This is a genomic window from Streptomyces sp. NPDC051909 (assembly GCF_040681095.1).
In the GTDB taxonomy this organism is placed as follows: Bacteria; Actinomycetota; Actinomycetes; order Streptomycetales; family Streptomycetaceae; genus Streptomyces.
On the sequence record NZ_JBFAYA010000001.1, the window covers coordinates 131,952 to 155,568 of the forward strand.

Consider the following 23,617-nt stretch of genomic DNA (forward strand, 5'->3'; position numbering starts at 1 on the left):
TCTGGCCGAGAGCATGCGGCGTGGCGGATTCCGGCCGGGGGCGTCGGTGGCCGCTGGGGATACTCGGCGGACTGACGTTCCCGCTGCAGATCACCCCTACGGGACACCTGTGCGCGGTAGCGTCGACTTCAGTACAGCCCACCCACCCCTGGACGGGACGTAGGACGGACGATGAGCACAGCCCCCGACTACCACGGCATCGACGACCCCGAACGAGCGCTCAAGTACGCCGTCCAGCACATTCGAGGCGACCGCGCCCAGATCATCGAGGGAATCATCGAGCCCGTGTCGCCGACCTGGGACCACGAAACCGCCGCCGAAGCCATCCGTGACCAGATCCGGCCGCGGGCCCGGGAACTTGGCTGCGTGACCGGCTCTGGGAACCTCGATCTGCCCGGCTCGTCGAACTGGTACGTCCCCGACATCGCTGTCGTCCCGGCCGCTCAGGCGAAGGGTGCCGCTGCGCTCCTACCCGAGGACACCCTCCTCATCGTCGAGGTCACCTCCGAGTCGAACCGGGACACCGACCGAGTTGTGAAGCGGAAGCGGTACGCCGAGTACCACGCCCCGCTCTACCTGGTCGTCGACCGGCAGGAGCAGAGCGTCACCCTGTACTCCGAGCCCAGCCGGCTCGGCTACACCCGCGTCGATGGACCTCACCCCTTCGGCGCCCGGATCCGGCTGCCGGAGCCGTTCGACCTCGAGCTCGACACCACCGACCTGGCTTGACGGCGCAGTCGTGCGGACGTGGCGCCTGAACGGCGTCATCGAGGCCGCCCGCACGAAGGCGAAGAACCTCGGCCCGCTGCCCGGCGCCGTTCACCGGAGGAACGTCCCGCTCAGCTCCACCAGACGGCCCTGGGACCGACTGACGAGACAGGCGCTCGGCGCCCCCGGAACTACGAGCGCTTGGTGTCGGGTGCCGTCTGCAGGAGCCGGCTGGCCTGCTTCGTGCACTTCTCCCGCCCAGTCGGCCCGTGCGGACTCGGCCCCGGACGGACTCGCCCGGGTACGGACTAGGCCGGGACCGGCTGGTCGGCCCGTACGGACGCCCAGACGCGGTCCGACAGGACCCGGGCCGCCTGGCCGAGGTCGATGTCCTCTGGAGCGGCCAGCCAGCGGTGCGCGGCCACCGCGACCGGGCCGACGATCAGCACCTCCAGGAGCGGACCGGGGAGCGGCGCGATCTCGCCCGCGTCGACCCAGCGCCTCAGATGGTCGGCGACCCGGGGGAAGTGGTCCGACGGGACGCCGCGCGCCCGGTCGGCGTCGACGGCCAGATAGCTGGAGTACGCGGAGCCGTGCAGATAGCGGGCCACGGCCGGGTGTTCCTCGATGAAGCGCAGGTACGTCGTCACGAACGCCCGGATCCCGGTCCGGGCGGTCCGTGCCCGGTCGTGGGCGCCGAGCGCCTCCGCGTACGTCCGTTGCAGGCAGTGGCCGTACAGGGCCGCCGCCAGGCCGTCGAAGCTGCCGAAGTGGTGGTACAGGCTGCCGAGGCTGACCCCGCTCGCCCGCGTCACCGCGTTGACGGTGAACCCGGCCTGCCCGGACGTGGCGAACACCTCCAGTGCCGCGGCCAGGAGACGTTCGACGGTGGCCTCGCCACGGGACTGCTTTGCCATGCAGGGAGTATAGGCAGGGGTGAAGAACTCGAATATTTTTCTAGAAACAATCTCCAAAACCATGGCTCGCCGGTCCATACTGCGGCCATGGATGATCTGTTGATGAAGCTTGTCTCCGCGGCCATCACGGGTGGGCTGATCGCCCTCGTCGGCTACGCGAGCGTCGCGCGCCGCCGTCGGCAGGTCGCCCGCGCGGAGGCGACCGGGACCTCGATCGAGGACCCCACCCAGGCACTGCTCGGGCACGCCGAGCAGGCCGACCGCGCGCGGGACGAACTGACCACCCAGGGCCGCCTCGCCGAAGCGCTCGGTCCGGCCCAGGAGGCGGTCGACCACTGGACCGCCCTCACCCAGGCCCGCGTCGGCCGGTTCCAGGGCGAACGGCAGGCCGCGCTGCTGCGCCTCCAGGAACTGCGCACCCGCGCCGGTTCGGCCTGAGCGCGGAGGGATCTCCGATGGCCATCGCCAACTGGACCGGCCGCCGCCGGGACCCCCTGCTCCAGTACGCGGTGCCGCTCACCGCCCTCACCCTCGCCGCCAGAATCGAGGCCGCCCTGGCCTAGGGGACCCCGGGGGCTAGGAGGCCCGGGGGCCCAGGAGACGCGGGACCCGGGGGTCTCTTCTCAGCAGAGCCAGAAGGAGAAGTCGCCGCCGACCCAGCCGACCAGGTTCCGCTCGTCGTAAAGGGTCACCCCGCCGTCCGTCGTCACCTCGAACCGCACGGTCTGCGTGTCCCCGTCCACCGCGCCCCCGCTCACCACGCCGACGAGCCGCTGGGTCCGGTGCGGCCGGGCCTGCGGCGGCAGCACGAACAGCGTCTCCGTCTGCCCCCACGCGGGAACGGTCGTGGACGGCGGCACGGGCTTCTTCGACAGCGAGAAGTGCACATGCACCTGGTCGCCCGATATCCGGTACTGCGGGTCGTAGTTGGCACTGTTCGGCTGGTAGAGCGCGGTGTCGTACGGGAACTTCACCCACGGGTTCGTCCCCGCGTGCGGGAAGCGCGCGATGTTGATCTGCCGCCCGCCGGCCGGCTTGGCGGCGATGGCGAAGGCCACGGTGCCGGGGGAGCCGACCGGGTCGCCCGGAGTCCCCACGTACGTGCAAAGACCTTCCGGCTCCCGGTTGTTGAGTCCGGGGAAGTCCTTGAGCAGGACGGACTGGAGCTGTGCCCCGGTCGCCCAGTCCGTGCAGGTCACGGTCGCGTTGTCGACCTCCTGGTCGCCGTAGTACTGGTACAGGTAGCCGTCCAGGCTGGTGTAGCCCTGAAGGGTCCTCCCGGAGGGGCCGAAGGCCATCGTCTGCAGCGGAGTGAACGTTCCGGCAGCGGCGGCCGCCAGGTCGTAGCGGTCGTAGCCGCCGCTGGCCGTGGAGGACGACCTGTCGTTCGACTGCCAGCGGTAGATCAGCTCGTTCCGGGTCGGGTCGATCTTCGCCGAGATCCGGTAGACGCCGGTGCGCGGCCGGAACGTCGTGACCGACGGAGAGGTGGTGTTCACCTCGGTGCCGGGCGTGCCGTCGCCGGGCACGTACGGTATGCGGGCCAGCGCCGTCGCCCAGCCGCCGTCCTGCAGGGCATCGGTCCAGACATGGACGCCGGCCGGGGTGTGCTCGACCCCGAGGCTCACCCCGTGCCCCGCCTCGACGACGTACATCGCGTCCTTCGGCGTCCCGTCCACGGTGTACCGCGAAATGATGACGCGGGTCTCGTTCCCCACGGTGCCGTCGTGCTGTGACACGTACCAGAGCTGATCGACCGGATCCCAGTAGATCGCCTGCGCGACGGCCGCCTCGTTGGCGAGCGGGGCACCGGCGACGAGGACCGGTCTGACGGGGGAAGCGAGCTTGATCACGCGACGACTCCTCGGAAAACGATCAGGAACCGCCGAGCCTATGGCCTGGCGGTTCCCGGTCGCTGGGGAGTCGGCCCCCCGTCAGTTCGTGGCGTCCGCCCCGCACTTCAGCTCGCGCTGGGCGAACGCCACGAACTGCTTCATCAGCGGGGACAGGACGCCCGGCACCTTGCTCTCGTCAGCGGCGAAGTGCACGGAGAGGCTCAGCTCGACGTACTTTCCGGGCGAGTTGGGGTTCTTGGCGGGTTCGCAGGTGAAGTAGGCGGCGGCGCCGTTGTGCCAGACGATTGCTCTGTCCCCTGCGTCGAGCGGCTTTGGCTTGGCTTTGTACCACGTCGTCCAATCGATGGATTCTTCGAACTCCTGGAGATCAGCGGTGGCCAGGAAGCCCGTGTTTCCATCGATATAGAGGTTGCAGGACGCCGAGTCGTGGTCCCCGGTCAAGAAGAAGGAGGCCCCGTCGACGTCGAACTCGGCTTTGTCGCCGGGCGGCAGGATGGAGGCTACGTCGCTGCCGGCGAAAGCACCCCAGCAGACGCGCTCGGGCAGCTTCGGGACGGCCTTCTCGTCACCCTTCGAGCAGCCCGTCAGAAGGCCGGTCGCGATCACAAAGACTGATGCCCGTACAGCGGCATGGGCGAAGCGGCGCATGATCAACTCACCTTGGTCGTTCGAAGTACGGCGAAATCACGCCCCGTCGAGTGTGCCGATGACACCGCGGTCGAGGCAGTGCCCTGGTACTCCCGAATCTGTGCTGCTGTGAGATCGGTTCCTCGCGCGGCTCTCTCCACCGCGGACGTAGCGGCCCCCCTGGCGGCATTCTCGGCCTCCGCGTAGCCATTCGCGGCGTCGCGGCGGTACTCCTCCGACTTGTCGTGCTCCGCGTTCTTCACAGCGGCCTCGGAGGTGTCTTCCTTGATCCACTCCACGAGATCGCCGCCCGCGGGCAACATCTCGATGTACTTGGCCCCCACCGCGTCGATGATGCGGTTTGTCCACTTCGCGTTCTCCGCGACGCCCTTGTTGTATTCGCTGTCCTCGTGGGCCCCGGCGTCGACAACGGCCTGCGCCCTCGCCTCACTCATCATGCCCGCGATCTCACCCCCCGGGTGGACGGCATTCCGTACGGCCTCGCCCGTGTCGCCGTGCCTCTCGGGGTGCTGGAAGACATCCGACACCAGAGCTGTGGTGTACGCCTGCTGCGCGTTGGTGATGGCGCCGTAGGCATCGGGGTCCTGGCCGACGGCACCGAGGAACTGGGCCATCTGACCCTTGTCGAATTTCGCCCACTCGCCGAACGGTTTGATCTGATGCGCCCCGTTTTCGGCGGTGGCCTGCAGGTCGGGCATGTACTCGGCGGCCATGTTGCCGAAGTTTCCGGTGAGCCCACTGAGCGGCCCCGGCGGGTCGCCCGGCTTCGCCACCACGAGTTCGGGTGACTCGCCGATCTTCGCGACGACCTTCTCCATCACGCTGCTCATGGTCTTGCTGTGTGACACCGGTGCCGCCTCCCCGTCGCCGGGCACCCGTCCGGTGACGGCCGCCTCCAGGGCGTTGCCCATGGCCGTCTGGCCGGGACTCGACTCTCCGAGAGAGCTCGTGTCGTACCAGTCGTACGAGGGCTTCCTGTCCAGGAAGTAGTCGACGACGTCCTGCGCGCCCGTGCCCTTGATCGGATCGTCCGCCAGGGTCACGATGCCGTCGTAGTTGGTGTCCTCACGCAGCGGTTCGTCGAAGAAGGTGGCGGACGACTCGGGGTTGTTGGCCATCGCCTCCATGAGGCCGGTCAGGGGATTGAAGCCCTTGCCGCCCTTCTCGTCGAGGTTGATGCGCATGTTCTGGTCGACCGGCAGGCTCTGGGACCAGATGTTCGGGTCCTTCTTGTCCATGGCGACCATGTCCCGGCCCACGGACACCAGGAAGTCCTTGTCGTACGTTCCGTCCCTGAGGAGCGCGCCCAGGGCCTGGTACCCGTAGAGCTTGGCGAAACCCGCGCCCGGTACGTCGATCTGCTTGCGGCCCGCCTTCATGAGCTGCGTGGTCCAGGCGCCGTCGAGGTGGTCCGGGGTCGTCGGCTGGGTGGCGAGACCCAGCATGGCGCCCATGTCGCTCTGGATGTTGCGGACCATGTTCGCCCGGTCCTGGCCGGCCGGGCCGAGAGATGTCGCGTCCAGCGACATCTTCGTGTACGCCTCAAGGGTGCCTTCGGCCCCCAGCCCCCGGTAGAAGGCCGAGGAGAACTCGGGATCCTTGCGGTTGTCGTCCAGGAGGTCTTCGAGTTCCCGCAGCGCCGCCACATTGCGTGCCGTGCCACCCTCCCCGGTGACCGTCTTCAGCAGCTTCGTCGCCCGGTCCACCTGCTCGGCGTCCAGGCTCTTGTACGTGGCGGCGGTGAAGTCGTGGTCGTCCTTCACGTTCGCAGCGAGGGCGCGCTTCAGCGAGTCGTCGGCATCGGCGCAGTCCTCGACGAGGCGGTCGATCCTCCTCTGCCAGGCGGCCACGGCCTCCTTCTGCTTTCGAACCTCTCCCGCGTAGTTCGAATCCGGGTCGTGGCGCGCCGTCGTGTCCTTCTCCAGGTCGTGCCGCGGCGTGACCTTGCCCTGGGCGTCCACATGGACCCCGGCGGCCGGCCCCTCCTCGTCCCTGATCCTGACGAGCGCGTCCCTGGCGGTCTTGAACGACGTGTGCGCGTCCGCCAGCAGCAGCTTGATGCCCTTCGCCTCCGCCTCGGCGTCCTCGAACTCCTTGGCCGTCTTGGCGATGAACGCCTTGGTGACGTCGGAATTCACGCCCTGCCATTGGGCCTTGTCGGCTTTCGCCTTCATGCCCTGTCGGGCGTCTTCGGCGAGCTTCTCCAACTTCGTCGCCATCTCCGACCAGTCGTCCACAGCCTCCTTCAGCTTGTCGACGGGCGCATTGACGACGTCATCGAATGTCAGCACGGTGCTTCTCCCCCCCCCGCTGTCGTCCTACTTGAGGTATTCGCCGAGCTTGGACACGGAGAGCAGGTCGCCGCTGATCTCCACGTCGTCCTTCGCGTGAGCGGCCTTGCTGTAGTCGAGGTGGTTGGAGATCTGGGCGCAGGCGTCCAGGAGCGTCCGCAACTGGCTGTTCTACCGGTCGTGCACCTTCAGCAGCTCCGATCCGCTGGTGAAGTTCCCGTTCGTCAGGGCGAGCGACGCGTTGAAGGTGGCAGGGCGGGCGTGATCGCCGTCGCGAGAGAGCCGCCCGTACAGCAGATACGCCTCGTGCCCGACCGCTCCGAGGTCATCGCTGTGCACCACCAGATCAGCCGCACCGACGGAGGCCCCCGGTCCGCCGTCGACTTGATTCAGCCGCATCTGCGTCGGCTGGTGCTGCGTTCCTTCGGCCTTGATCTTTTCCCACTCGTCCCACGCCATCAGGCGCCCCCATTCGAATGTTTCACGACCGGCCGGTCATTTTAGCTGACCGATGATTGCTCATTAACGGAAGCAATGTCGTGCCATTCGGCCAACTTGTGCCGATCAAGGCCGAAACAGTCGCGCTTGGGGGTCGCCTGGTGGCGGAGGCGGGTCAGCGGGCGGCGGAGTCGACGAAGGCCGCCCAGGCGGTGGGGGAGAGGGTGAGGGAGGGGAGGGCGGTGTCCTTGGAGTCGCGGACGTGAACGGCGTGGGGGCAGGTGGCGACCTCGACGCAGTTGCCGCCCTGGTCGCCGCTGTACGAGGACTTCGTCCAGGCGAAGGCGACCTCGATGCAGTTGCCGCCCTGCTCGCTGCTGTAGCTGCTCTTGAACCAGTTGAGGTCGGTGCTCATAGCTCTCGTGCCACCTGTTCGATCAGTCGTACGGAGTCTTCCGGAGTGAAGGCCTGCGCTCGCAGCATGCTGTAGCGAGCGAAGACGACTCCCACGTCCGGCTGTTCGCTGAGAAAGTACCTTCCGCCCTGCCCCTCGACATAGACGATTTGGCCTTCGCGGTCCTTGGTCTCAAGGAGGATGAAGGGACCGCTGAGCCCGGCGTGGGTTTCCCTGTCCTCCGGCATGACCTGGACGGTCACGTTTCGCAGCTCTGCGCACTCGCGCACGTACGCCAGGCACTTGCGGAGGACGTCCTTGCCGCCGAGCGGCTTGGTGAGCGCGGCCCGTTCGAGGACGAACGTGACCAACGGCGAGGGCGCACGGAAGAACATCTCCTGCCGCTTCAGCCGGGCGACGACGCCCGCCTCGATCTCGTCGTCGTCCAAGGCCGGTACGGCGCTGCGGAAGACGGCGTACGCGTAGTCCTCGGTCTGGAGCGGACCGGGCACGAGGTGGTTCTCATACATGTGGATGCCCGCCGCCTTCTTCTCCTCCTCCAAGTAGTCCTCGAACCACGCGGCCACACCGCTCGCCGTCACCTCCTCCGCAACCTCCAACAGTGCACCTTGTGCACCCAGGAACTTGTCCGAGATCGCGACGAAGTCGCCCTTCGCCTTCCTCTCGCCCCGCTCGATCATCGCCACCTGGGACTTGGAATAGCCGGTCTCCAACCCCAGCCGCTCCATCGACACCTTCGCCCGCTCCCGGTAGAAGCGGAGCAGCCTCCCGAACGCCTTCGCGGCTCCTGGGCCCTTGCTCTTCCCTGTGTTCACACCCGGCCTCCCACGTGCACAGTCCGCCACATCAACGCTGTGGCGCTGGTCACAAGTACAGCCGCCCCACCAAGCTGACCGCATGAATTCGCGCAAGTCACTTGACACGCTGCCCCATTGGGTACCCCCGACCGGGCACGCTCTCCGTCACGTCGGCGTCCACTTCGACGCCGTCCGCATCGCCGGGTTTCTCGGGGAGGACGTGGCGTACCGGCTCATGGAGTTCACGGACTTCCGTGCCGGGCCCATCGTGCGCGCCGAGACCGGGCCGCAGTACCACTACTTCCTGCTCGCGCCCGGCGCGGCCGCCGGCCACGCGTGGCCCGCCCCGGCCCGGGCGTTGGGGCGGAGCGGGGGCGTCGGGGGCGGGGAGGCGTTCGTCGGGATTCCGGCGCTGTACGGGGTCACCTGGCCGCTCGACTGGCGCTCGCGGCCGACCGACGACGACCCCTTCGTGGAAGCGGCCCTGCTCCACCAGATGGTGGTCAGGGCCGTCGGTTGAGACCGCTCAGCCCAGCTTCTTGACCTGGGCGTCGATGAGTTCCTTCGGCGGCTCGACCGGCTTCTTGTCGTACGGGGCCGTGAGGAACAGGGCCGCCGTGGAGCCGCGGCGCACGACGGTGACGTAGCTGCTCGGCGCGTTCGCGCTGGACAGATGGAAGGCGACCGCCTCGTCGCCGGCGTCCGGGGCCTTGAGGGGCTTGACCGTCGTACGGGCGGGGGCGCCGCCCTCGTACGCCGTGCACTTCTCCAGGGCGGTACGCAGGTTGCCGAGGAGCTTCTCGGCGTCGGACTGCTCGTACGAGAGCAGGACGACGGTGAAACCGGAACCGTTGGTCGGGCCCATCATGCTGAGCGCCATCTGGCCCTTGGCGGCCTTCGGCGCCGGGGTCTTGCTCGGGATGGTGATCTCGAAGATCGGCTGGCATTCGGCCGGGGACGTCTTCAGGGTGTCCCTCGGGCTGATCGGCCACTCCTGGAACATGTAGCCGCTGATGTCGGCGAGGTTCAGGAGCGCGGTGGACAACTGGGCGTCCGTGAGCGGGGGAGCCGCGGGCTTGCCGGGGTCCGTCTTCGGCTTGCCGTCGCCCGTCGCGCTCGGCTTGCCCTGTCCGCCTTGTTCGCCCTGCCCCGCGCCGGTCGTCGCCGAGGCGTTCGGCTTGGCCGATCCGCCCGTGTCACCGCCACCACACCCCGCCAGCAGAACCGCCGCCAGGACCGCCCCCGCGGCTACCGATCTTCGCATGTCAACTCCCCCTGCTCGTCGCTTATTTCAGGATTCGGAGGGTGATCCTCGCATGACCGGTCGCACCCGGCAAAGGTGAGACGGGTCATGTCCGTGCTCGCTCAGGGGGCGAGATTCAGGACACGCACCTGCTCGCCCGCCCAGCGCTCCGGGGCGGTGGTGGCGATGATCGCCCCGTCGGGCCGGTCGGGGGCGGGTTGCGCCGCGTACTGGCTGTGCGCGGCGGCCCACGTGCCCTGTCGTGCGACGGCCAGTGAGGCGGGGAGGTCGAGATCGAGGACGGTGATGGCGGGCAGTGAGGCCAGGTGCTCCGCCGTGCCGGGGCGGGTGCGATCGGCTTCGACGAGGGCGCAGGTCGGGGCGTACAGGAACCACCCCGACTCTGCGTGGGCCCGATGGATCAGCCGGGACGCGAGGATGTTGCCCTGGCCGGCCGCTGTCATCGCGGTGTCGTCCAAGACGATGTGTACGGCGTCGCTCACCGGGCGACCGCCTCGGCAAGGCGTCGGTCCAGCTCGTCGTCCAGGTCTCGCTGCTCGGCCGGTGACGGGTCGTAGCCGTTCCATTCCTTGAGTGCCGCGAGGGCTCGCTCGGCTCGCTCCGCCCGTTCAGCGGGGGTGAGCAGGGTCTCGGCGAGGCGGGCCAGGTAGGCGCGCAGCGACAGTCCTTCGGCGGCCGCTATGGCGGCGAGCCGGTCCTTGGCTTCCTCGGGGATACGGACGTTGGCGTCGGGCATGGGCGTTCTCCTTCCTGAACGGAAGGGTACGGGTACGTACCCGTACCCACAAGTCCGAGCAGGCGCCCGGCCGGGCCAGGCCGGACGTGGTCGGTCAGGAGTCGAGACGCGTCAGAACGCGAAGACCGTGCCCTCGCCCGTCGCCGCCCGCAGCTCGCACTCATTCCCGTACGTCGCCGTCCAGCGCACCCGCTTGCCGTGCCAGACGCCGTCGCCGGTGACCGTGACCGGTTCCCACTCGCGCGTGCAGGGGCGGTGGCGCGACCCCGCGCCCAGGTGGGAGAAGTCGCCCTTCGCCTCGGTGAGTTCGCGGCAGGCCTCGACGGGGGCCGGGTGGGTGCCGGAGGGGGTCGGGGAGCAGGCGAGGGTGACCGCGCGGATCACCGTGGCCGTGCGGGGGTGTTCGCCCTGGCCGACGGTGAGGACCAGGGCCGTCGGCGCGTACAGGCCGGGCGTCGTGGCGGCGTCCGCGCGCGCGGGTTCGGCGGTGGCCGAGCCGGTGAACGCGGTGCTGAGCAGGGCGAGGCCGGTCGCGGTGGCGAACGCGGTCGCGCCGAGGGTACGGAAGTAACGCACGGGGCTGTCCCTTCACGGGGTATCGGGGGATGCGCGTCGGCTCGGCCGCGATGGTCGGGCGCGGCGCCCGCCGACTGCGTTCCGGAGTCTTGTCGACGCGGAGTGTGATCGCACATCCGGTCGCAAGGATCCGGCCGCACGCGTGTACGAGTCGCCCCGCCCTGCGACCGACTGGTCGTTCGGGCAGTTGGGAGGCGGTGCTCCGGTCTTCGGGCGGGCCGCGCGCCAGGGCCGTACAAGCTGAAACGATCCTCTGACCTGCGAGGATTCCGAAACCGTCGCGACCATGATCGTCCGGAACCGCCGCCTTGGAATGCCTGGGACGCGAGGGACCCCGGTCCGGGCCAGGCGATCGGTGGCTGGAGGCGGTGATCACCGATCGCCTACCCTGCTGGTCATTCGAGCGGCCGGACCAGGGGTGGGGGCTTCGTATGGCAACGCGATCGAACGGCAGTGGTGACGGCGGCGGGGCACGGCCCGGAGTTCTGGGCTGCGTGACGGCACTGGTCGTCGTGCTGGGCCTTCTCGCCGGCATCGCCTGGCTGCTCCTGAAGGACTCGGGCTACTGGCCTGGCTCGTCGATGACGACCGCCTGGGAGGCCCCGTACGACCGCAACGCCACCGAACAGGGCAACCGTGCCTGGCTCGTCGGCGACACCGTCGTCCGCAGCCGCGTCGACGCGGTGACCGGATTCGACGTCAGGTCGGGTGCGAAGCGCTGGGAGTACGTGCCCGGCCGGGCCGACATCTGCTCCACCAGCGCGACCGCCGACGGCGGGGTGGCCCTGATCTTCTACGGCGAGCCGCGCAAGGGCTGCGACACCCTCGCCGCGCTCGACCTCACCCGCGGCCGCGAGCTGTGGCGCACACCCCGCACCCTGATGGGCGACACCTCGACCGGCGACGTCATGACCGTCGGCGCCGGGCTCGCCGTGTTCCGCGACGAACGCGCGCACACCGTGCGCGCCGTCGACCTGCGCTCCGGCGCGCCCCGCTGGACGGCCGCCGTCCCGAAGGGCTGCGGGCCGGGCCGGGTCGCCGCCGCCGCGCGCCACGTCCTCGCCGTCGTCGCCTGCGGCGGCGAACTGAAGCTCGCCGCGTTCGACCCGGCCGACGGCAGGGAACGGTGGACGGTGCCGCTGGACGCCCGTCGCGGCGTGTCCACCGGCGCCGACGCCACCTTCACGTCGGCCGATCCCGCGGTGGTGCGGGTCGGGGAGCCGGATGGCAGCGCGCCGTACTCCTACCGTGTGTTCGGCCCGGACGGCCGGCCTCAGGGTGTGATCGACGAGGTCGGCGGCTACGGCCAGCTCACGGGGGCGACCGTCGACCACGGGCGGCTGGTCGCGCTCGCCACCGGCGACATCAGCCGGGGCGACACCTTCGACCGGCTCGTCGCCTTCGACCTGGCGAGCGGGAACGAGCTGTGGCGCGAGACCGTGACCGGCAACTTCATGGACACCGCGGGCTGGTCCGCCCAGGACGGCCGGGTCACGGTTCTCACCACGTCGTACAAGTACGGCGACCAGTTCCACGTCCACGACGCCGCCACCGGCCACGAGGAGGAGACCCGCGCCTTCCGTGACCGCCTCGACCGCGGCGGCGAGATCCTCACGTACGAGGACCTCGTCATCGCCTTCCGCCACGGACCGGGCGTACGGCCCTTCACCGTGTACGCGCGCTCCTGACTACCCCTTGCTCACCGCCGCCAGGATCTCCGGCAGCCGGCTCGCCACCCGCGGTGCCGCCAGCTTCAGGCCGCCCCAGATGAGGAGCGCGCCGTAGAGCGCGCCGCCCGGGAGGAGCAGCCACAGCATCGACTCCTGGTCCGTGAGGTGCAGGACGAGGTTGGTGACGAGGACCGGGGCGCAGAGGATCGCGCCGGCGAGCATGCCGCCGAAGATGGAGATCCAGGCGAGGCCGCCCTGGCCGGGGGCCACGTTCTTGTAGGCACTGTCCTGGGGGATCGAGTACGGGAAGTTCGCCGAGGTGACCGCGCCCGTCGCCATCATCGCGCCGAGCAGCGCCAGTGCTGTGCCGAGGGCCTCGGGGAAGGCGCCCCAGTCGCCGAGGACGGCGGCCGTGGCGACGACCACGAGCAGCGTGTACGGCAGGGTGATCAGCAGGACGGCCAGGGCACGGGCACGGAGCTCGGCGTAGGCGTCGGCCGTCGTCGAGATGGTCTGCGCCACCATCCAGAAGGCGGAGGTGTCCTGGCCGAACTGGTTGTACATCTGCACGCCGAGCATGCCCGTGGCGAAGCAGGCGAAGTACAGCGAGCCGGTGCCCTGCATCGCGTTGAAGAGCGGGACGATCGCGCCGATCGCCAGCGAGGTCACCCACGCGCCCTTCGTCTTCGGGTCGCGCCAGATGTAGCGCAGGCTGCGTTCCATGACCGTTCCCGTGCGTCCGCCGGGCAGGATGCGGCCGAGCAGGCCGGAGGAGGCCGACTTGTCCTTGGCGGCGGAGTCGGAGGAGGCGCCGATGGTGGAGCCGTCCGGCTCGACCATCAGCCGCACCAGCGAGCGCTGCCACCAGTACACGAGCCCCGCGAGGGCCGCGGCCGTGATCAGCAGCTTGGCGGCGGCGACCGCGTGGTCGCCGGTGCTCGCCGCGTCGATCGCGGAGACCGCGGACGCGGGCGGCAGCCAGCCGACGAGGTCGGCGGCCGGTTCGAGGCTGGACAGGCCGCCCGCCCGGCTGAGCCGCTGGGCGCCGAAGTTGACCAGCTGCATGCCGACCGCGATGACCAGGCCGGAGAGCACGGCCAGGTCGCGGCCCTTGCGTGACGTCAGGAGCCGTACGTTCGCGGCGGCCACGGACCGGGAGAGCGCCACGCAGCCCACGACGAGCAGCGGTACGGCGAGCACGGCGGCGCCCACGCCGGCCGGGCCGTGCGCGAGCGCGAGGGCCGAGCCGATCGCCAGGCACAGGGTGAGGACAGGGCCGACGCCGACCAGCGAGGCCACCAGCAGGGCGCGGACCAGAGGCCGGGGCCGCAGCGGCAGCATCGTCAGGCGCGAGGGGTCGAGGGTCTCGTCGCCGCTCGGCACGAACAGCGGCATGACCGTCCAGGACAGCGCGAGCACGCCCGCGATCAGCACCGTCACGAGGGCGGCGTCGGCGCTGCCGCGCAGCAGCAGGAAGGCGAGCATCATGCCGGCGGCGAAGAGCGCCGAGACGACGATCGACGCGACGTAGGCGGCGGTCCGGCCGCCGGACTGCTTCAGGCCGTTCTTCAGGAGCGACAGCTTGAGCCGTACGAAGACCGAGGTCAGCGAGGCCGACGAGGCCGACGAGGTCAGCGAGGGAGCCGCCGCGGCGGGAGCTGTGGTCATCGGGCCGAACCGCCGCCCAGCCAGTCCAGCGACTCGCCGGCGTCCCGCCCGTTCGCGCCCACCAGCTCCAGGAACGCGGCCTGCAGCGACGGCGCCTCGCCCCGTACCTGTGCCAGCGGGCCCTGCGCGCGGATCTGGCCGGCGGCCATCACGGCCACCCAGTCGCACAGCGACTCCACCAGCTCCATGACATGGCTGGAGAAGACGACGGTGGCGCCGGAGGAGGTGTAGCGCTCCAGGACCCCGCGGATGGTCTGCGCGGACACCGGGTCGACGCCCTCGAACGGCTCGTCCAGGAACAGCACTTCGGGGTTGTGCAGGAGCGCCGCGGCGAGACCGATCTTCTTGCGCATGCCGGTCGAGTAGTCCACGACCAGCTTGTGCTGCGCGCCCGCCAGGTCGAGCACGTCGAGCAGCTGCGTCGCCCGCTTGTCGACCTCGGCGCCCGGCAGCCCGCGCAACCGGCCGCTGTACGCGAGGAGTTCACGGCCGGAGAGGCGCTCGAAGAGCCGCAGGCCCTCCGGCAGGATGCCGATCCGGGACTTCACCTGGGCGACGGACTCGGGGTCGGCCCACACGTCGTGCCCGCCGACCCGGATCCGGCCGGCGTCCGGCCGCAGCAGACCGGTGATCATCGAGAGGGTCGTGGTCTTGCCGGCGCCGTTCGGGCCGACGAGACCGATGAACCTGCCCGCGGGCAGTATCAGATCGATGCCGTTGACCGCGATCTGCTGTCCGAAACGCTTCCAGAGCCCCTCGACATGTACAGCGGGCGGCGCACCGTGGTCCGGTGCACCGCCCGCCGCCGCGAACTCTCCCTCGAATGCCTGGTCAGGCACCATGCTGCGTCAACCCTTCGGTTGTCCCCGTGTAGTCGGGAACCACCTTACGGCTGAGCTTGATCGCGCCACATGGCAAGGTCCCGGCCAGATCCGGGCCGGAAAACTGCCGGAGCCAGGCATTCGGCCCCGGTCCCAGGACCGACTCTAGGACCGGCGTGCCCGGGTGTCCGCGGCCTCCCGGCCGCACGCGTACGCGAGCGGACTGATCAGCTCCTCCGCGTCCGGCAGCCAGCGGTTGGCGGGCGTGGGCTTGCGGGCCCACTGCACCGCGCCCGACCCGCCGACACGGGTGGGCGGGGCCGCCACGTAGAAACCCTCGCCACGGGTGGTGAGATCGATCGAGGACGGCACCCAGCCCAGCTTCCGCACCAGGTCCGGCACCTTCACGGCGGCGCCCGGCAGCACGAAGAAGTACATCCGGCGGTCCGGCGTGCAGGTCACCGGGCCGAGCGTCAGCTCCATCCGCTCCATACGGGCCAGGGCGAGGAAGCCGGCCGACTCGGGCACCTCGATCGCGTCGAAGGTACGGCCCGTGGGCAGCAGGATCGACGCCTTCGGCTGCTTCGACCACATCCGCCGCGCCCCCACGGCGCTGCCCGTCGCCTGGGTCGACCAGTCGGGACGGGCCGCGTGCGCGCCGGGCGCCGGGCACTCCTCCGCGCCGCACGAGCAGCGCTCCCTGCCCTCGACCGCCTCCAGCCAGGTCCCGGGGAACACGTCCCAGTGCCGCTCTTCCGCGTACCGCACCGCGTTGTCCAGCAGCAGCTCGCCCCGCTGCTTGGGGATCTGTGCGGCTTCCGTGACTCCCATGGTCTCTTCCACGTCGAAGACAACTCCCGCAGTCACCTGGGGTTACGGGCGTCGTGAACAGCGGTGTGGCGCATCGATCCTGCATGTGGGGCGCACAGGTGCACGGGCGGGGGCGCGCGTGGGACCGGGGAGCGGCGGGCGGGTACGGAAGGGGACGGGGGGCGTCGGCGCCCGGCTGCTCCGCGGCCGTGTCGACCGTCGTGTCCGGTTTCGCGTGTTCACATCGGCATTGACCGGATATCCGCCGGGCAGTGATCAGCCGTTCCGTCACCGCACTCCAGCGCCGGAGCCGATCACCGCACCGGCCTCAGGGGGTTCACCATGGCAGCCAGGCCACTCGTCGCCCGCCAGCCCAACGAACGGCTGCAGGCGCTCATCCAGGAGGCCGGGTGCTCCAACGCCGGCCTCGCCCGCAGGGTCAACATGGTCGGCGCGGAGCGCGGCCTCGACCTGCGCTACGACAAGACGTCGGTGGCGCGCTGGCTGCGCGGGCAGCAGCCGCGCGGCCGGGCGCCGGGCATCATCGCCGAGGCCCTCGGCCGCAAGCTCGGGCGCACGGTCACCATCGACGAGGTCGGCATGGCCAACGGGCGCAACCTCGCGTCCGGTGTGGGCCTGCAGTTCGCGCCGACCGTGCTCGGGGCCATCGAGCAGGTCTGCGAGCTGTGGCGGAGCGACGTGGGGCGGCGGGACTTCCTGTCCGGATCCACCGTCGCCGCGTCCGCGCTCGTCGAGCCCAGCCGCGACTGGCTGATCACCGGCGCCGACCCGCAGGTCGCGCGGCACGCCGGGGCGCGGGTCGGCGCCTCGGACGTCGCGGCGGTCCGGGCGATGACGAGCGCCCTGGTCGACCTGGACCGGCAGTTCGGCAGCGGGCACGTGCGGCCGGTGCTCGTCCACTACCTCAACAGCGTGGTGTCCGGGATGCTGTCCGGCTCCTACCGGGAGGCCGTGGGGCGCGAGTTGTTCGCGGCGGCCGCGCGACTGACCGAGCTGGCCGGCTACATGGCCGTGGACACCGGGCAGGCGGGGCTCGCCCAGCGCTACTACATCCAGGCCCTGCGGCTCGCGCAGGCCGCCGGGGACCGGGCGTACGGCGGCTACGTCCTCGCCGCGTCGATGAGCCACCTCGCCGCGCAGCTCGGCAACCCGCGCGAGATCGCGCAGCTGGCCCGGGCCGCGCAGGAGGGCGCCCGCGGGCAGGTGCCGCCGCGCGCGGAGGCGATGTTCCTGGCGGCGGAGGCGCGCGGGCACGCGCTGCTCGGCGACGCCCGCTCCTTCGCGTTCGTCGCGGCGTGCGCCGAGGAGGCCCTGGACCGGGCCGATCCGGAGTCGGGCGACGACCCGGCCTGGATCGCCCACTTCGACGAGGCCTATCTGGCGGACGAGCTGGCGCACTGCCACCGCGACCTCGGGCAGGCCCACGAGGCGGCCCGCGCGGCCGAGCGCTCGCTCGCCGGGCACCCCGAGTCGCGGGCCCGCCGCCGCGCGATCGGCCTCGCCCTGCTCGCCGCGGCGCAGGTCCAGCAGCGGGAGGTCGAGGAGGCCTGCCACACCGGCGTCCGCGCGCTCGAACTCCTCGGCACCCTGCGCTCCAGCCGCGGCGTCGAGTACCTGGGCGACCTCCGCGAGCGTCTGGAGCCGTACGCGGCGGAGGCGGCGGTCCGCGAGTTCGGGGCGCGGCTCGATCTGTATGCGGCTTGATCTGTATGTGCTTGATCTGTATGCGGCTGATCTGTACGCGGCGTGACCACGAGGCGTGACAGGGGAAGCGGCGAACGTCACACCTCTGTCACACGTGTGTGCGGACGCCTTGGCGCAGCCGGTAGCGTGGGCCGACGATGTCGTAGGTCCATCAGTAGGAGTCCCGGTGACGCACAGCGGACAGGGGCCGGAGCAGCACTATCCGGCCGCTCAGCCCCTCCCCCCTGAGGTGACCCCTGGTGGCCCCTCGGACGCCCAGGCCACGCAGTACCTGCCGCCGGTCCCGCCGCAGCAGCCGCCGGCGTACGGGTATCCCCAGCCTCAGGCCCCGCAGCCGGGGTACGGGTACCCGGGCCCGGACGCGCAGGCGACGCAGTACCTGCCGCCGGTGCCGCACCAGGCCCCGCAGGCCCCGCAGGAGGCCGCGACCCAGTACATGGCGCCCGTACCGCCCGCGGCGCCCGTGCCGGGTGAGCGGCCGCCGCTGGCCGACTTCGACAACCTCTTCCGCAGCGAGACCCCGAACCCGGCGCCCGCCCCGGCGCCCGGGTACGGCTACCCGCAACAGCCGCCGGCGCCGCCGCAGCAGCCGTACGGCTACCAGCAGCAGGGCCCGCCGCAGCAGTACCAACAGCCTCAGCAGCCCCCGCAGCAGTACCAGCAGCAGGCCTACCAGGACGCGTACTACGACGACGAGCCCGAGCCGCCGCGCCGCAAGTCCCCGCTCGCGCTGATCGCCGCCGTCGTCGTCGGGTGCGCCGTGGTCGGCCTCGGTGCGGGCATGCTGCTCAGTGGGGGCGACGACGACAAGAAGGACGACGCGACCGGGAAGGGCGGCCAGAACGTCGCCGCGAGCTCGGCCGCGCCCTCCGGCCGGCCCTCGGGCGAGCCGGCGGCCGACCCGGCCAAGGGCCAGGCCGAGGAGCTCGACAAGCTCCTCGCGGACAGCAACAACAGCCGTGACGCGGTGATCAGCGCCGTCGCGTCGATCGGGAAGTGCCAGAACCTCGACCAGGCGGCGAGCGATCTGCGCGGCGCGGCCAAGCAGCGGCGTGAACTGGTCACCCGCCTCCAGGGGTTGACCGTGGACAAGGTGCCGGACCACGCGGCCCTGTCCGCCGCCCTCGTCAAGGCCTGGAAGGCCTCGGCCGCCGCGGACGACTACTACGCGGCCTGGGCGGACCAGGCGAGGACCAACAAGAAGGTCTGCAAGGACGACCGCGCCCGGCCCACCAGCCAGAAGAACGAGGGCGACAAGAAGAGCGTCGAGGCGACCGCCGCCAAGAAGCAGGCGGCCGGGCTCTGGAACCCGACCGCCGACAAGTACGGACTGACGAGGCGCACCTACACCCAGCTGTAGACCGCCGGCCGTGTGGCACGGGTCCCGGCCGTCACGGCGCGGCCAGGACCGTCTCGCCCACGTCGACGAAGCCCGGCTTCTGGGCCACCAGCTGCCCTTCCCGTACCACCTGGAAGGTCACGTCGTGGTTGACGATCCGGGGGAAGTCGCGGGCGCCGAGCAGGTCGTCGTAGCGCCAGCGCAGCGGCGGGGTGAGACCGCCGGTGTCGATCTTCGCGCCCTGGTCGAGGGCGTGGCTGATCTGCAGCGAGGTGATCTTGTCGCTGTCGAGCGACTCGATGACCTGCTTGAGCGCGGTGTAGCCGATCCAGGTGGTCTGCACGCCCGCGTCCGTCGGGTCGACCCGGTTGTCGACGAAGGCGTGCTCCTTGATCACCTTCCGCATCGGGTCCCAGGCACTGCTGTCGGCGGAGGGGTACCAGCCGGTGACGTAGGCGCCCTCGAAGGGGCTGTGCGCGCCGCCGGAGCGGTCGATGAGCGGCTGTCCGACGCTGCCGAGGACCGAGGAGATCCGGACGGCGGAGTCCTCGCCCTTGCCGTCTCCGCCCTTGCCGTCTCCCCCCTTGCCGTCTCCGGCCGTGCCGCCTCCGCCCTCGGTCTTCTCCGGCACCTCCTGTCCGGGCAGCCGGCGGAAGGAGTCGAAGAAGGTCTGGGTGCGCTCGCCGAGGACCGCGGTGACGCAGCCCTCGTCGGTGCCCGCCTTGGTACGGGCGCGGGCGGCGGGCTGGGTGTACTCGGCGGAGTCCTCGCGCGCCGGGATGTCCACCGCGCTGCGGTGACTCGCCTTGCGCAGGCCGGAGTTCAGCAGGTCGAGCAGCCGGTCGCCGGCGATGGTGTCGGGGCGGACGAGGGAGACCTTGCGGCAGCTCTCGGCGAGCTGCATGCCGTGCCCGGCGAGCAGCGAGGCCTGGCCGCCGTTCACGGGGTAGGAGAGGGGGCTGGTGAACTCGTCCTCGGAGATCCCGTAGCCGCCGATGTAGGGAATGCCCGCCGACTCCAGCGGGGCCATGAAGGACCGCCCGAACTGGCTGTACGAGCCGACGACGGCGACCGCGCCCTCGTGGACGGCGCGGCGGGCGCAGGCGGAGGCGCCCGCGTTGGTGTTCTGTTCGTTGCAGGTCAGGACGCGCAGCTCGTGCCCGTCGATGCCGCCGTTGGCGTTGACCCAGCGGGCGTAGGCCTGGGCCATGGCGGGCATTCCGGGCATATTGGTGGCGCGGGTCTGGTCGGGAGCCCAGGTCATGACGGTGACGGGCTCCCTGGAGCCCCCCGTGGCCCCAGGGAGTACGCCGCAGCCGGCGAGCAGCGACGCACTGGCCGCCGCTGTCGTGACGTACGCGAGAAGGGAAGTGAGTCGCCTACCGGTCATGGGCATGCACAATTCCGCCCCACGGGTAACGCGGCAGTGAGCGAGAATCAACGCTGGGTGACGTGAAGGTGAATTACGGGGGTCGATCGGTTCCGGATCCGCGGGAACGTACGATCGAACGGTGTCCGGTAGCACCTCCCCTTCCATGAACTCTTCCCGTCGCGGCCGTCGCTCCTCCACCATGGGCGGCATGCCGCTCAACGACATGCCCTGGTGGCGCTGGCGCGCCAACGTGCGCTCCGCGCTGCACATGCTCTCGGACCCGGGCTTCCACGAGACGACCTGGCTCGCCGGCCAGGACGGGTACGGCGACGTCACCGACGCCGTCTACCGCCTCGTGGAGGACACCTGGCTGGACAGCTGGTCAGCGGAGAAGTACGTCGGAACGATCTTCCGCGACTCCAACGAGGCCGCCCTCGTCGACGTGGCCGTGCTGCGGGTGCTGCGCATCATGCACCAGGTGGGCGCGGACGCCCATGTGTCCGCGTTCATGGAGCACCACGCCTGGCCGGAGGCCGTCCGCGCGGCGCGCGAGGCGCACGTACGGATGGCGACGGCGGACGAGGAGGACCCGGACGAGCCGCCGCGCTCGCTGGAAGTGCTGCGGATCATCACGCGGTCCGTCTGACCGGTCCGGCCGACCGGTCCGTCCGGCCGACCGGTCCGTCTGACGGACGGCGGCCGTTCCGGCCCCGTCCCGTGTGGCAGGCTAGGCGGATGACCGACCAGTACGTCCTCACCCTCTCCTGCCCCGACAAGCAGGGCATCGTGCACGCCGTGTCGAGCTACCTCTTCATCACCGGCTGCAACATCGAGGACAGCCGGCAGTTCGGAGACCGTGACACCGGTCTCTTCTTCATGCGCGTCCACTTCTCCGCCGAGGCACCGGTCACGGTGGACAAGCTGCGGGCGAGCTTCGCGGCCGTCGGTGACTCCTTCGCCATGGACTGGCACATCGACCGGGCCGACGACCGGATGCGCGTCGTCCTGATGGTGTCGAAGTTCGGCCACTGCCTGAACGACCTGCTCTTCCGCTCCTCGATCGGCGCGCTGCCGGTCGAGATCGTCGCCGTGGTGTCCAACCACACCGACTTCGCCGAGCTGGTCGGCTCGTACGACATCCCGTTCCGCCACATCCCGGTCACCAAGGACACCAAGGCGGAGGCGGAGGCGGAGCTCCTGGAGCTGGTCCGCGAGGAGAACGTGGAGCTGGTCGTCCTGGCCCGCTACATGCAGGTGCTCTCCGACGACCTGTGCAAGCAGCTCTCCGGCCGGATCATCAACATCCACCACTCCTTCCTCCCGAGCTTCAAGGGCGCCAAGCCCTACCACCAGGCGCACGCGCGCGGCGTGAAGCTCATCGGCGCCACCGCGCACTACGTGACGGCCGACCTCGACGAGGGCCCGATCATCGAGCAGGAGGTCGAGCGCGTCGGCCACGAGGTGACCCCCGACCAGCTCGTCGCGATCGGCCGCGACGTGGAGTGCCAGGCGCTCGCACGGGCCGTGAAGTGGCACGCGGAGCGGCGGATCCTGCTGAACGGGCGCCGTACGGTCGTCTTCGCGTAGCGAACCCGGCCCGCCCGCCCCGCCCTACATCCGGCTCAGCGAGGCCGCCGCGAACAGGACGTCCCGGATCGCCTCGCGGTCGCCGTCCTGGCCCGCCGCCGCGTCCTGCGGGGGCACCTGGCCCGCGATGAGCTGGCAGAACTCGACGCCGTCCATGGCGACCTGGGCCACCGTGTGGTCCGGGGAGCCGAGGGCGGCGGGGGAGTCCAGGGCGATGTACCAGTGGCCGCCGCCCGCGCCCTCGATCTCCAGATGCACCGAGCGGCCGGGAGCGCCGGCCGCGACGAGTTCCCGGGGCGGGCCCGCGAGACCGGTGCGGCGGCGGTCGGCGAGGGCCGCCGGGAGGAGCCGGGCGGCCAGGTCGATCATGCCGTGCAGATGGCTGCCGCTCGGCGGGTCGTACGGATAGGCCACCGCGTTCGCGATGTCCTCCGCGTGCCGCCAGCACTCGAAGGCCCGCTCCAGGAGCGAGTCCCGCAGCGGCAGCGCGAAGTCCCCGTAGGTGACCGTGAGGTCCGCGACCCCGCGCCCGGCGAAGGACACCGTGCGGATCAGGGTGTGGCTCTGGTCCCGCCAGGGCTCGCGGATCGCGCGGGTCGGCGGCCGGTGCGCGGTCTTCCAGTACGTCTCCGTCCGCTCGGCCGGCGCCAGCTCGCCGACCTTCCCCAGCGGGTCGTCCAGGCCGAGCGAGGCAGCCACCAGGCCGTCCACGGCCAGCAGATGCCCGATCACCCCGGCCACCGTGGTCTTCCGGTTCACCGCCCGCTCGCCCTCGAACCAGCGCAGCCGCACCGGCGCGTGCCACTCCGCCTCGCCGATGTCGCGGAGCAGCGCGTCGAGCCGGGCGGTCTCGGCGTCGTACGGAGTCGCCCACGCCGGTACGGGGATACGGGCCGGGCGGCGGCCCAGACAGTTCTCCAGGACCCGCGAGCGCAGCAGCGGGTCGAGGTCCAGATCGCGCTCGGCGTGCAGCAGCCCGACCGCGTCGCGCAGCCGCAGCGCCTCGTCCGCGCAGGGGGCGCACTCGGTGAGGTGGTCCTCGACGGCCCGGGTCTCGGCGGCCGAACAGGCGGAGAGCGCCCAGGCGCCGAGCAGCGACTTCAGCACCCGGTGCGGCAGTTCGAGCACGGGCTCGGGGTCGGGGTCGGGCTCGGGGGCGCGTTCGGGTTCGAGGTCGGGCTCCGGTGCGGGCTCGGGCTCCGCCTCGTACTGCGGCTCCGGCTCCTCGTACGGGCCGCCGAACGGCGACGTCAGGTCCGCGTGGTCGTCCGCCGAGCGGCGCGGGCCCGGTATCCACGGGGTGCGTGCGACCTCCTCGGGGTCGTCGTCCGCGCCGCTCACAGCGTCCGTCCGTATCCGCCGCCGCCGGGCGGCGAGCCCTCCAGCGGGCGGGTGTTGGCGGTGGAGAGCAGCTGAAGGCCGAGCCGCAGCCGGCGCCGTGCCTCGTCCTCGGTCACCCCGAGGTCGGCCGCCGTCTGCCGGTAGTCGCGGCGCTGGAAATACGCCAGTTCCAGCGCCTGCCGCAAGGGCGTCGGCATCGAGGTCACGATGTAGTCGGCGCGGGCCGCGACCGAGGCCCGGCGCACCTTCTGCTCCAGCTCCTCCGCCGTGCCCTCGCCGCTCTCCGCGAAGGCCAGCGCCTCGGCCTGGCGCAGCCGGTGCACGGCCTGCCGCTGGGCGAGCCGGGCGACCCAGGCGCGCATGTTGCCCTGCTTGGGGTCGTAGGCGTCGGGGTTCTCCCAGATGTAGCCGAAGACCTCGCGGGTGACATGGTCGGCGGCCTCGTCGTCGTCGAGGACCCGGTGGGCCAGGCTGTGCACGAGCGAGGCGAAGCGGTCGTAGAACTCGCCGAGCGCCGCGGCCTCGCCGCGCGCCAGCCGCTGCTGCATCCTGCGGTCCCAGCGCGGCGGTGTGTCCTTCGTCGCCATCCGACACCTTCCCGACCCGACTTCCGAACTCCAAAGTAATGCGCGGAGCTG

The 23,617-nt window shown here is 71.0% G+C and carries 24 protein-coding genes and 1 pseudogene; 8 read left to right on the top strand and 17 right to left on the bottom strand.

What is annotated here, in order from left to right:
- The first annotated feature begins 171 nt into the window (after positions 1–171).
- A complete protein-coding gene (locus AB0M18_RS00690) occupies positions 172–729 on the top strand; it encodes a Uma2 family endonuclease (protein ID WP_365754338.1) in 558 nt (185 codons plus the stop codon).
- A 287-nt stretch (positions 730–1,016) separates the two neighbouring features.
- On the opposite strand, the gene AB0M18_RS00695 is transcribed toward AB0M18_RS00690, so the two are convergent.
- Positions 1,017–1,625 carry a TetR/AcrR family transcriptional regulator gene (locus AB0M18_RS00695; RefSeq protein WP_365754339.1) on the bottom strand — a complete coding sequence of 203 codons (609 nt, stop codon included), beginning with the start codon at positions 1,623–1,625 and terminating at the stop codon, positions 1,017–1,019.
- 87 nt (positions 1,626–1,712) lie between these two features.
- Here AB0M18_RS00695 and AB0M18_RS00700 point away from each other — a divergent pair, with 87 nt between their 5' ends.
- Positions 1,713–2,063 (top strand): hypothetical protein, encoded by a 351-nt coding sequence (locus tag AB0M18_RS00700; protein ID WP_365754341.1) that lies wholly within the window; start codon positions 1,713–1,715, stop codon positions 2,061–2,063.
- 185 nt (positions 2,064–2,248) lie between these two features.
- Here AB0M18_RS00700 and AB0M18_RS00705 read toward each other — a convergent pair whose 3' ends face one another.
- The 6 genes and pseudogenes from AB0M18_RS00705 to AB0M18_RS00730 form a co-directional block, all read right to left on the bottom strand.
- Complete coding sequence (locus tag AB0M18_RS00705) at positions 2,249–3,478, bottom strand: hypothetical protein (protein ID WP_365754343.1); 1,230 nt, start codon at positions 3,476–3,478, stop codon at positions 2,249–2,251.
- Between the two features lie 81 nt (positions 3,479–3,559).
- Positions 3,560–4,129, bottom strand: a complete 570-nt coding sequence (locus AB0M18_RS00710) for a hypothetical protein (RefSeq protein ID WP_365754344.1) — start codon at positions 4,127–4,129, stop codon at positions 3,560–3,562.
- Positions 4,130–4,131: 2 nt separating this feature from the next.
- Positions 4,132–6,420, bottom strand: a complete 2,289-nt coding sequence (locus AB0M18_RS00715) for a hypothetical protein (protein ID WP_365754345.1) — start codon at positions 6,418–6,420, stop codon at positions 4,132–4,134.
- Between the two features lie 27 nt (positions 6,421–6,447).
- Positions 6,448–6,819 (bottom strand): annotated as a pseudogene (locus tag AB0M18_RS00720) (hypothetical protein).
- Positions 6,820–7,033: 214 nt separating this feature from the next.
- The gene (locus AB0M18_RS00725) at positions 7,034–7,273 is read right to left on the bottom strand and encodes a DUF397 domain-containing protein (RefSeq protein ID WP_365754346.1); all 240 of its coding nucleotides are present in this window, start codon (positions 7,271–7,273) and stop codon (positions 7,034–7,036) included.
- The gene (locus tag AB0M18_RS00730) at positions 7,270–8,088 is read right to left on the bottom strand and encodes a helix-turn-helix transcriptional regulator (protein WP_365754348.1); all 819 of its coding nucleotides are present in this window, start codon (positions 8,086–8,088) and stop codon (positions 7,270–7,272) included. The genes AB0M18_RS00725 and AB0M18_RS00730 overlap by 4 nt, the downstream gene beginning before the upstream one ends.
- Before the next feature lie 82 nt (positions 8,089–8,170).
- Between AB0M18_RS00730 and AB0M18_RS00735 the strand changes: the two genes are divergently transcribed.
- Positions 8,171–8,590 (top strand): hypothetical protein, encoded by a 420-nt coding sequence (locus AB0M18_RS00735; protein ID WP_365754350.1) that lies wholly within the window; start codon positions 8,171–8,173, stop codon positions 8,588–8,590.
- 6 nt (positions 8,591–8,596) lie between these two features.
- Here AB0M18_RS00735 and AB0M18_RS00740 read toward each other — a convergent pair whose 3' ends face one another.
- From AB0M18_RS00740 to AB0M18_RS00755, 4 genes are all read right to left on the bottom strand, one after another.
- Positions 8,597–9,334: a hypothetical protein gene (locus AB0M18_RS00740; RefSeq protein ID WP_365754351.1), complete on the bottom strand. Its 738-nt coding sequence runs from the start codon at positions 9,332–9,334 to the stop codon at positions 8,597–8,599.
- A gap of 101 nt (positions 9,335–9,435) precedes the next feature.
- The gene (locus AB0M18_RS00745; RefSeq protein WP_365754352.1) at positions 9,436–9,816 is read right to left on the bottom strand and encodes a hypothetical protein; all 381 of its coding nucleotides are present in this window, start codon (positions 9,814–9,816) and stop codon (positions 9,436–9,438) included.
- Positions 9,813–10,070, bottom strand: a complete 258-nt coding sequence (locus tag AB0M18_RS00750) for a hypothetical protein (RefSeq protein ID WP_365754354.1) — start codon at positions 10,068–10,070, stop codon at positions 9,813–9,815. Before AB0M18_RS00750 ends, AB0M18_RS00745 begins: the two co-directional genes overlap by 4 nt.
- Before the next feature lie 111 nt (positions 10,071–10,181).
- Positions 10,182–10,646: a subtilase-type protease inhibitor gene (locus AB0M18_RS00755; protein ID WP_365754355.1), complete on the bottom strand. Its 465-nt coding sequence runs from the start codon at positions 10,644–10,646 to the stop codon at positions 10,182–10,184.
- Positions 10,647–11,077: 431 nt separating this feature from the next.
- On the opposite strand from AB0M18_RS00755, the gene AB0M18_RS00760 reads away from it, so the two are divergent.
- The gene (locus AB0M18_RS00760; RefSeq protein ID WP_365754357.1) at positions 11,078–12,334 is read left to right on the top strand and encodes a PQQ-binding-like beta-propeller repeat protein; all 1,257 of its coding nucleotides are present in this window, start codon (positions 11,078–11,080) and stop codon (positions 12,332–12,334) included.
- Here the strand turns inward: AB0M18_RS00760 and AB0M18_RS00765 are convergent, their stop codons facing one another.
- The 3 genes from AB0M18_RS00765 to AB0M18_RS00775 form a co-directional block, all read right to left on the bottom strand.
- On the bottom strand, positions 12,335–13,984 hold the full coding sequence (locus AB0M18_RS00765) for a transporter (protein WP_365754359.1): 1,650 nt from the start codon (positions 13,982–13,984) through the stop codon (positions 12,335–12,337).
- The gene (locus AB0M18_RS00770; protein WP_365754360.1) at positions 13,981–14,826 is read right to left on the bottom strand and encodes an ABC transporter ATP-binding protein; all 846 of its coding nucleotides are present in this window, start codon (positions 14,824–14,826) and stop codon (positions 13,981–13,983) included. Before AB0M18_RS00770 ends, AB0M18_RS00765 begins: the two co-directional genes overlap by 4 nt.
- A 144-nt stretch (positions 14,827–14,970) precedes the next feature.
- Positions 14,971–15,648 carry a bifunctional DNA primase/polymerase gene (locus AB0M18_RS00775; RefSeq protein WP_365754362.1) on the bottom strand — a complete coding sequence of 226 codons (678 nt, stop codon included), beginning with the start codon at positions 15,646–15,648 and terminating at the stop codon, positions 14,971–14,973.
- A 309-nt stretch (positions 15,649–15,957) separates the two neighbouring features.
- Between AB0M18_RS00775 and AB0M18_RS00780 the strand changes: the two genes are divergently transcribed.
- Positions 15,958–17,340 (top strand): transcriptional regulator, encoded by a 1,383-nt coding sequence (locus AB0M18_RS00780; RefSeq protein WP_365754363.1) that lies wholly within the window; start codon positions 15,958–15,960, stop codon positions 17,338–17,340.
- A gap of 166 nt (positions 17,341–17,506) precedes the next feature.
- Positions 17,507–18,700: a hypothetical protein gene (locus tag AB0M18_RS00785; protein WP_365754365.1), complete on the top strand. Its 1,194-nt coding sequence runs from the start codon at positions 17,507–17,509 to the stop codon at positions 18,698–18,700.
- Positions 18,701–18,731: 31 nt separating this feature from the next.
- On the opposite strand, the gene AB0M18_RS00790 is transcribed toward AB0M18_RS00785, so the two are convergent.
- A complete protein-coding gene (locus AB0M18_RS00790; RefSeq protein WP_365755008.1) occupies positions 18,732–20,069 on the bottom strand; it encodes an ABC transporter substrate-binding protein in 1,338 nt (445 codons plus the stop codon).
- Between the two features lie 145 nt (positions 20,070–20,214).
- Between AB0M18_RS00790 and AB0M18_RS00795 the strand changes: the two genes are divergently transcribed.
- Positions 20,215–20,697 (top strand): hypothetical protein, encoded by a 483-nt coding sequence (locus AB0M18_RS00795; protein ID WP_365754367.1) that lies wholly within the window; start codon positions 20,215–20,217, stop codon positions 20,695–20,697.
- 89 nt (positions 20,698–20,786) lie between these two features.
- Positions 20,787–21,638, top strand: a complete 852-nt coding sequence (gene purU / locus AB0M18_RS00800; protein WP_365754368.1) for a formyltetrahydrofolate deformylase — start codon at positions 20,787–20,789, stop codon at positions 21,636–21,638.
- A gap of 24 nt (positions 21,639–21,662) precedes the next feature.
- On the opposite strand, the gene AB0M18_RS00805 is transcribed toward purU, so the two are convergent.
- Together AB0M18_RS00805 and AB0M18_RS00810 are read right to left on the bottom strand one after the other, a co-directional pair.
- Positions 21,663–22,979, bottom strand: coding sequence for a zf-HC2 domain-containing protein (locus AB0M18_RS00805; RefSeq protein ID WP_365754370.1), 1,317 nt, complete (start codon positions 22,977–22,979; stop codon positions 21,663–21,665).
- Positions 22,976–23,566: a sigma-70 family RNA polymerase sigma factor gene (locus AB0M18_RS00810; protein WP_365754372.1), complete on the bottom strand. Its 591-nt coding sequence runs from the start codon at positions 23,564–23,566 to the stop codon at positions 22,976–22,978. Before AB0M18_RS00810 ends, AB0M18_RS00805 begins: the two co-directional genes overlap by 4 nt.
- Positions 23,567–23,617 lie beyond the last annotated feature (51 nt).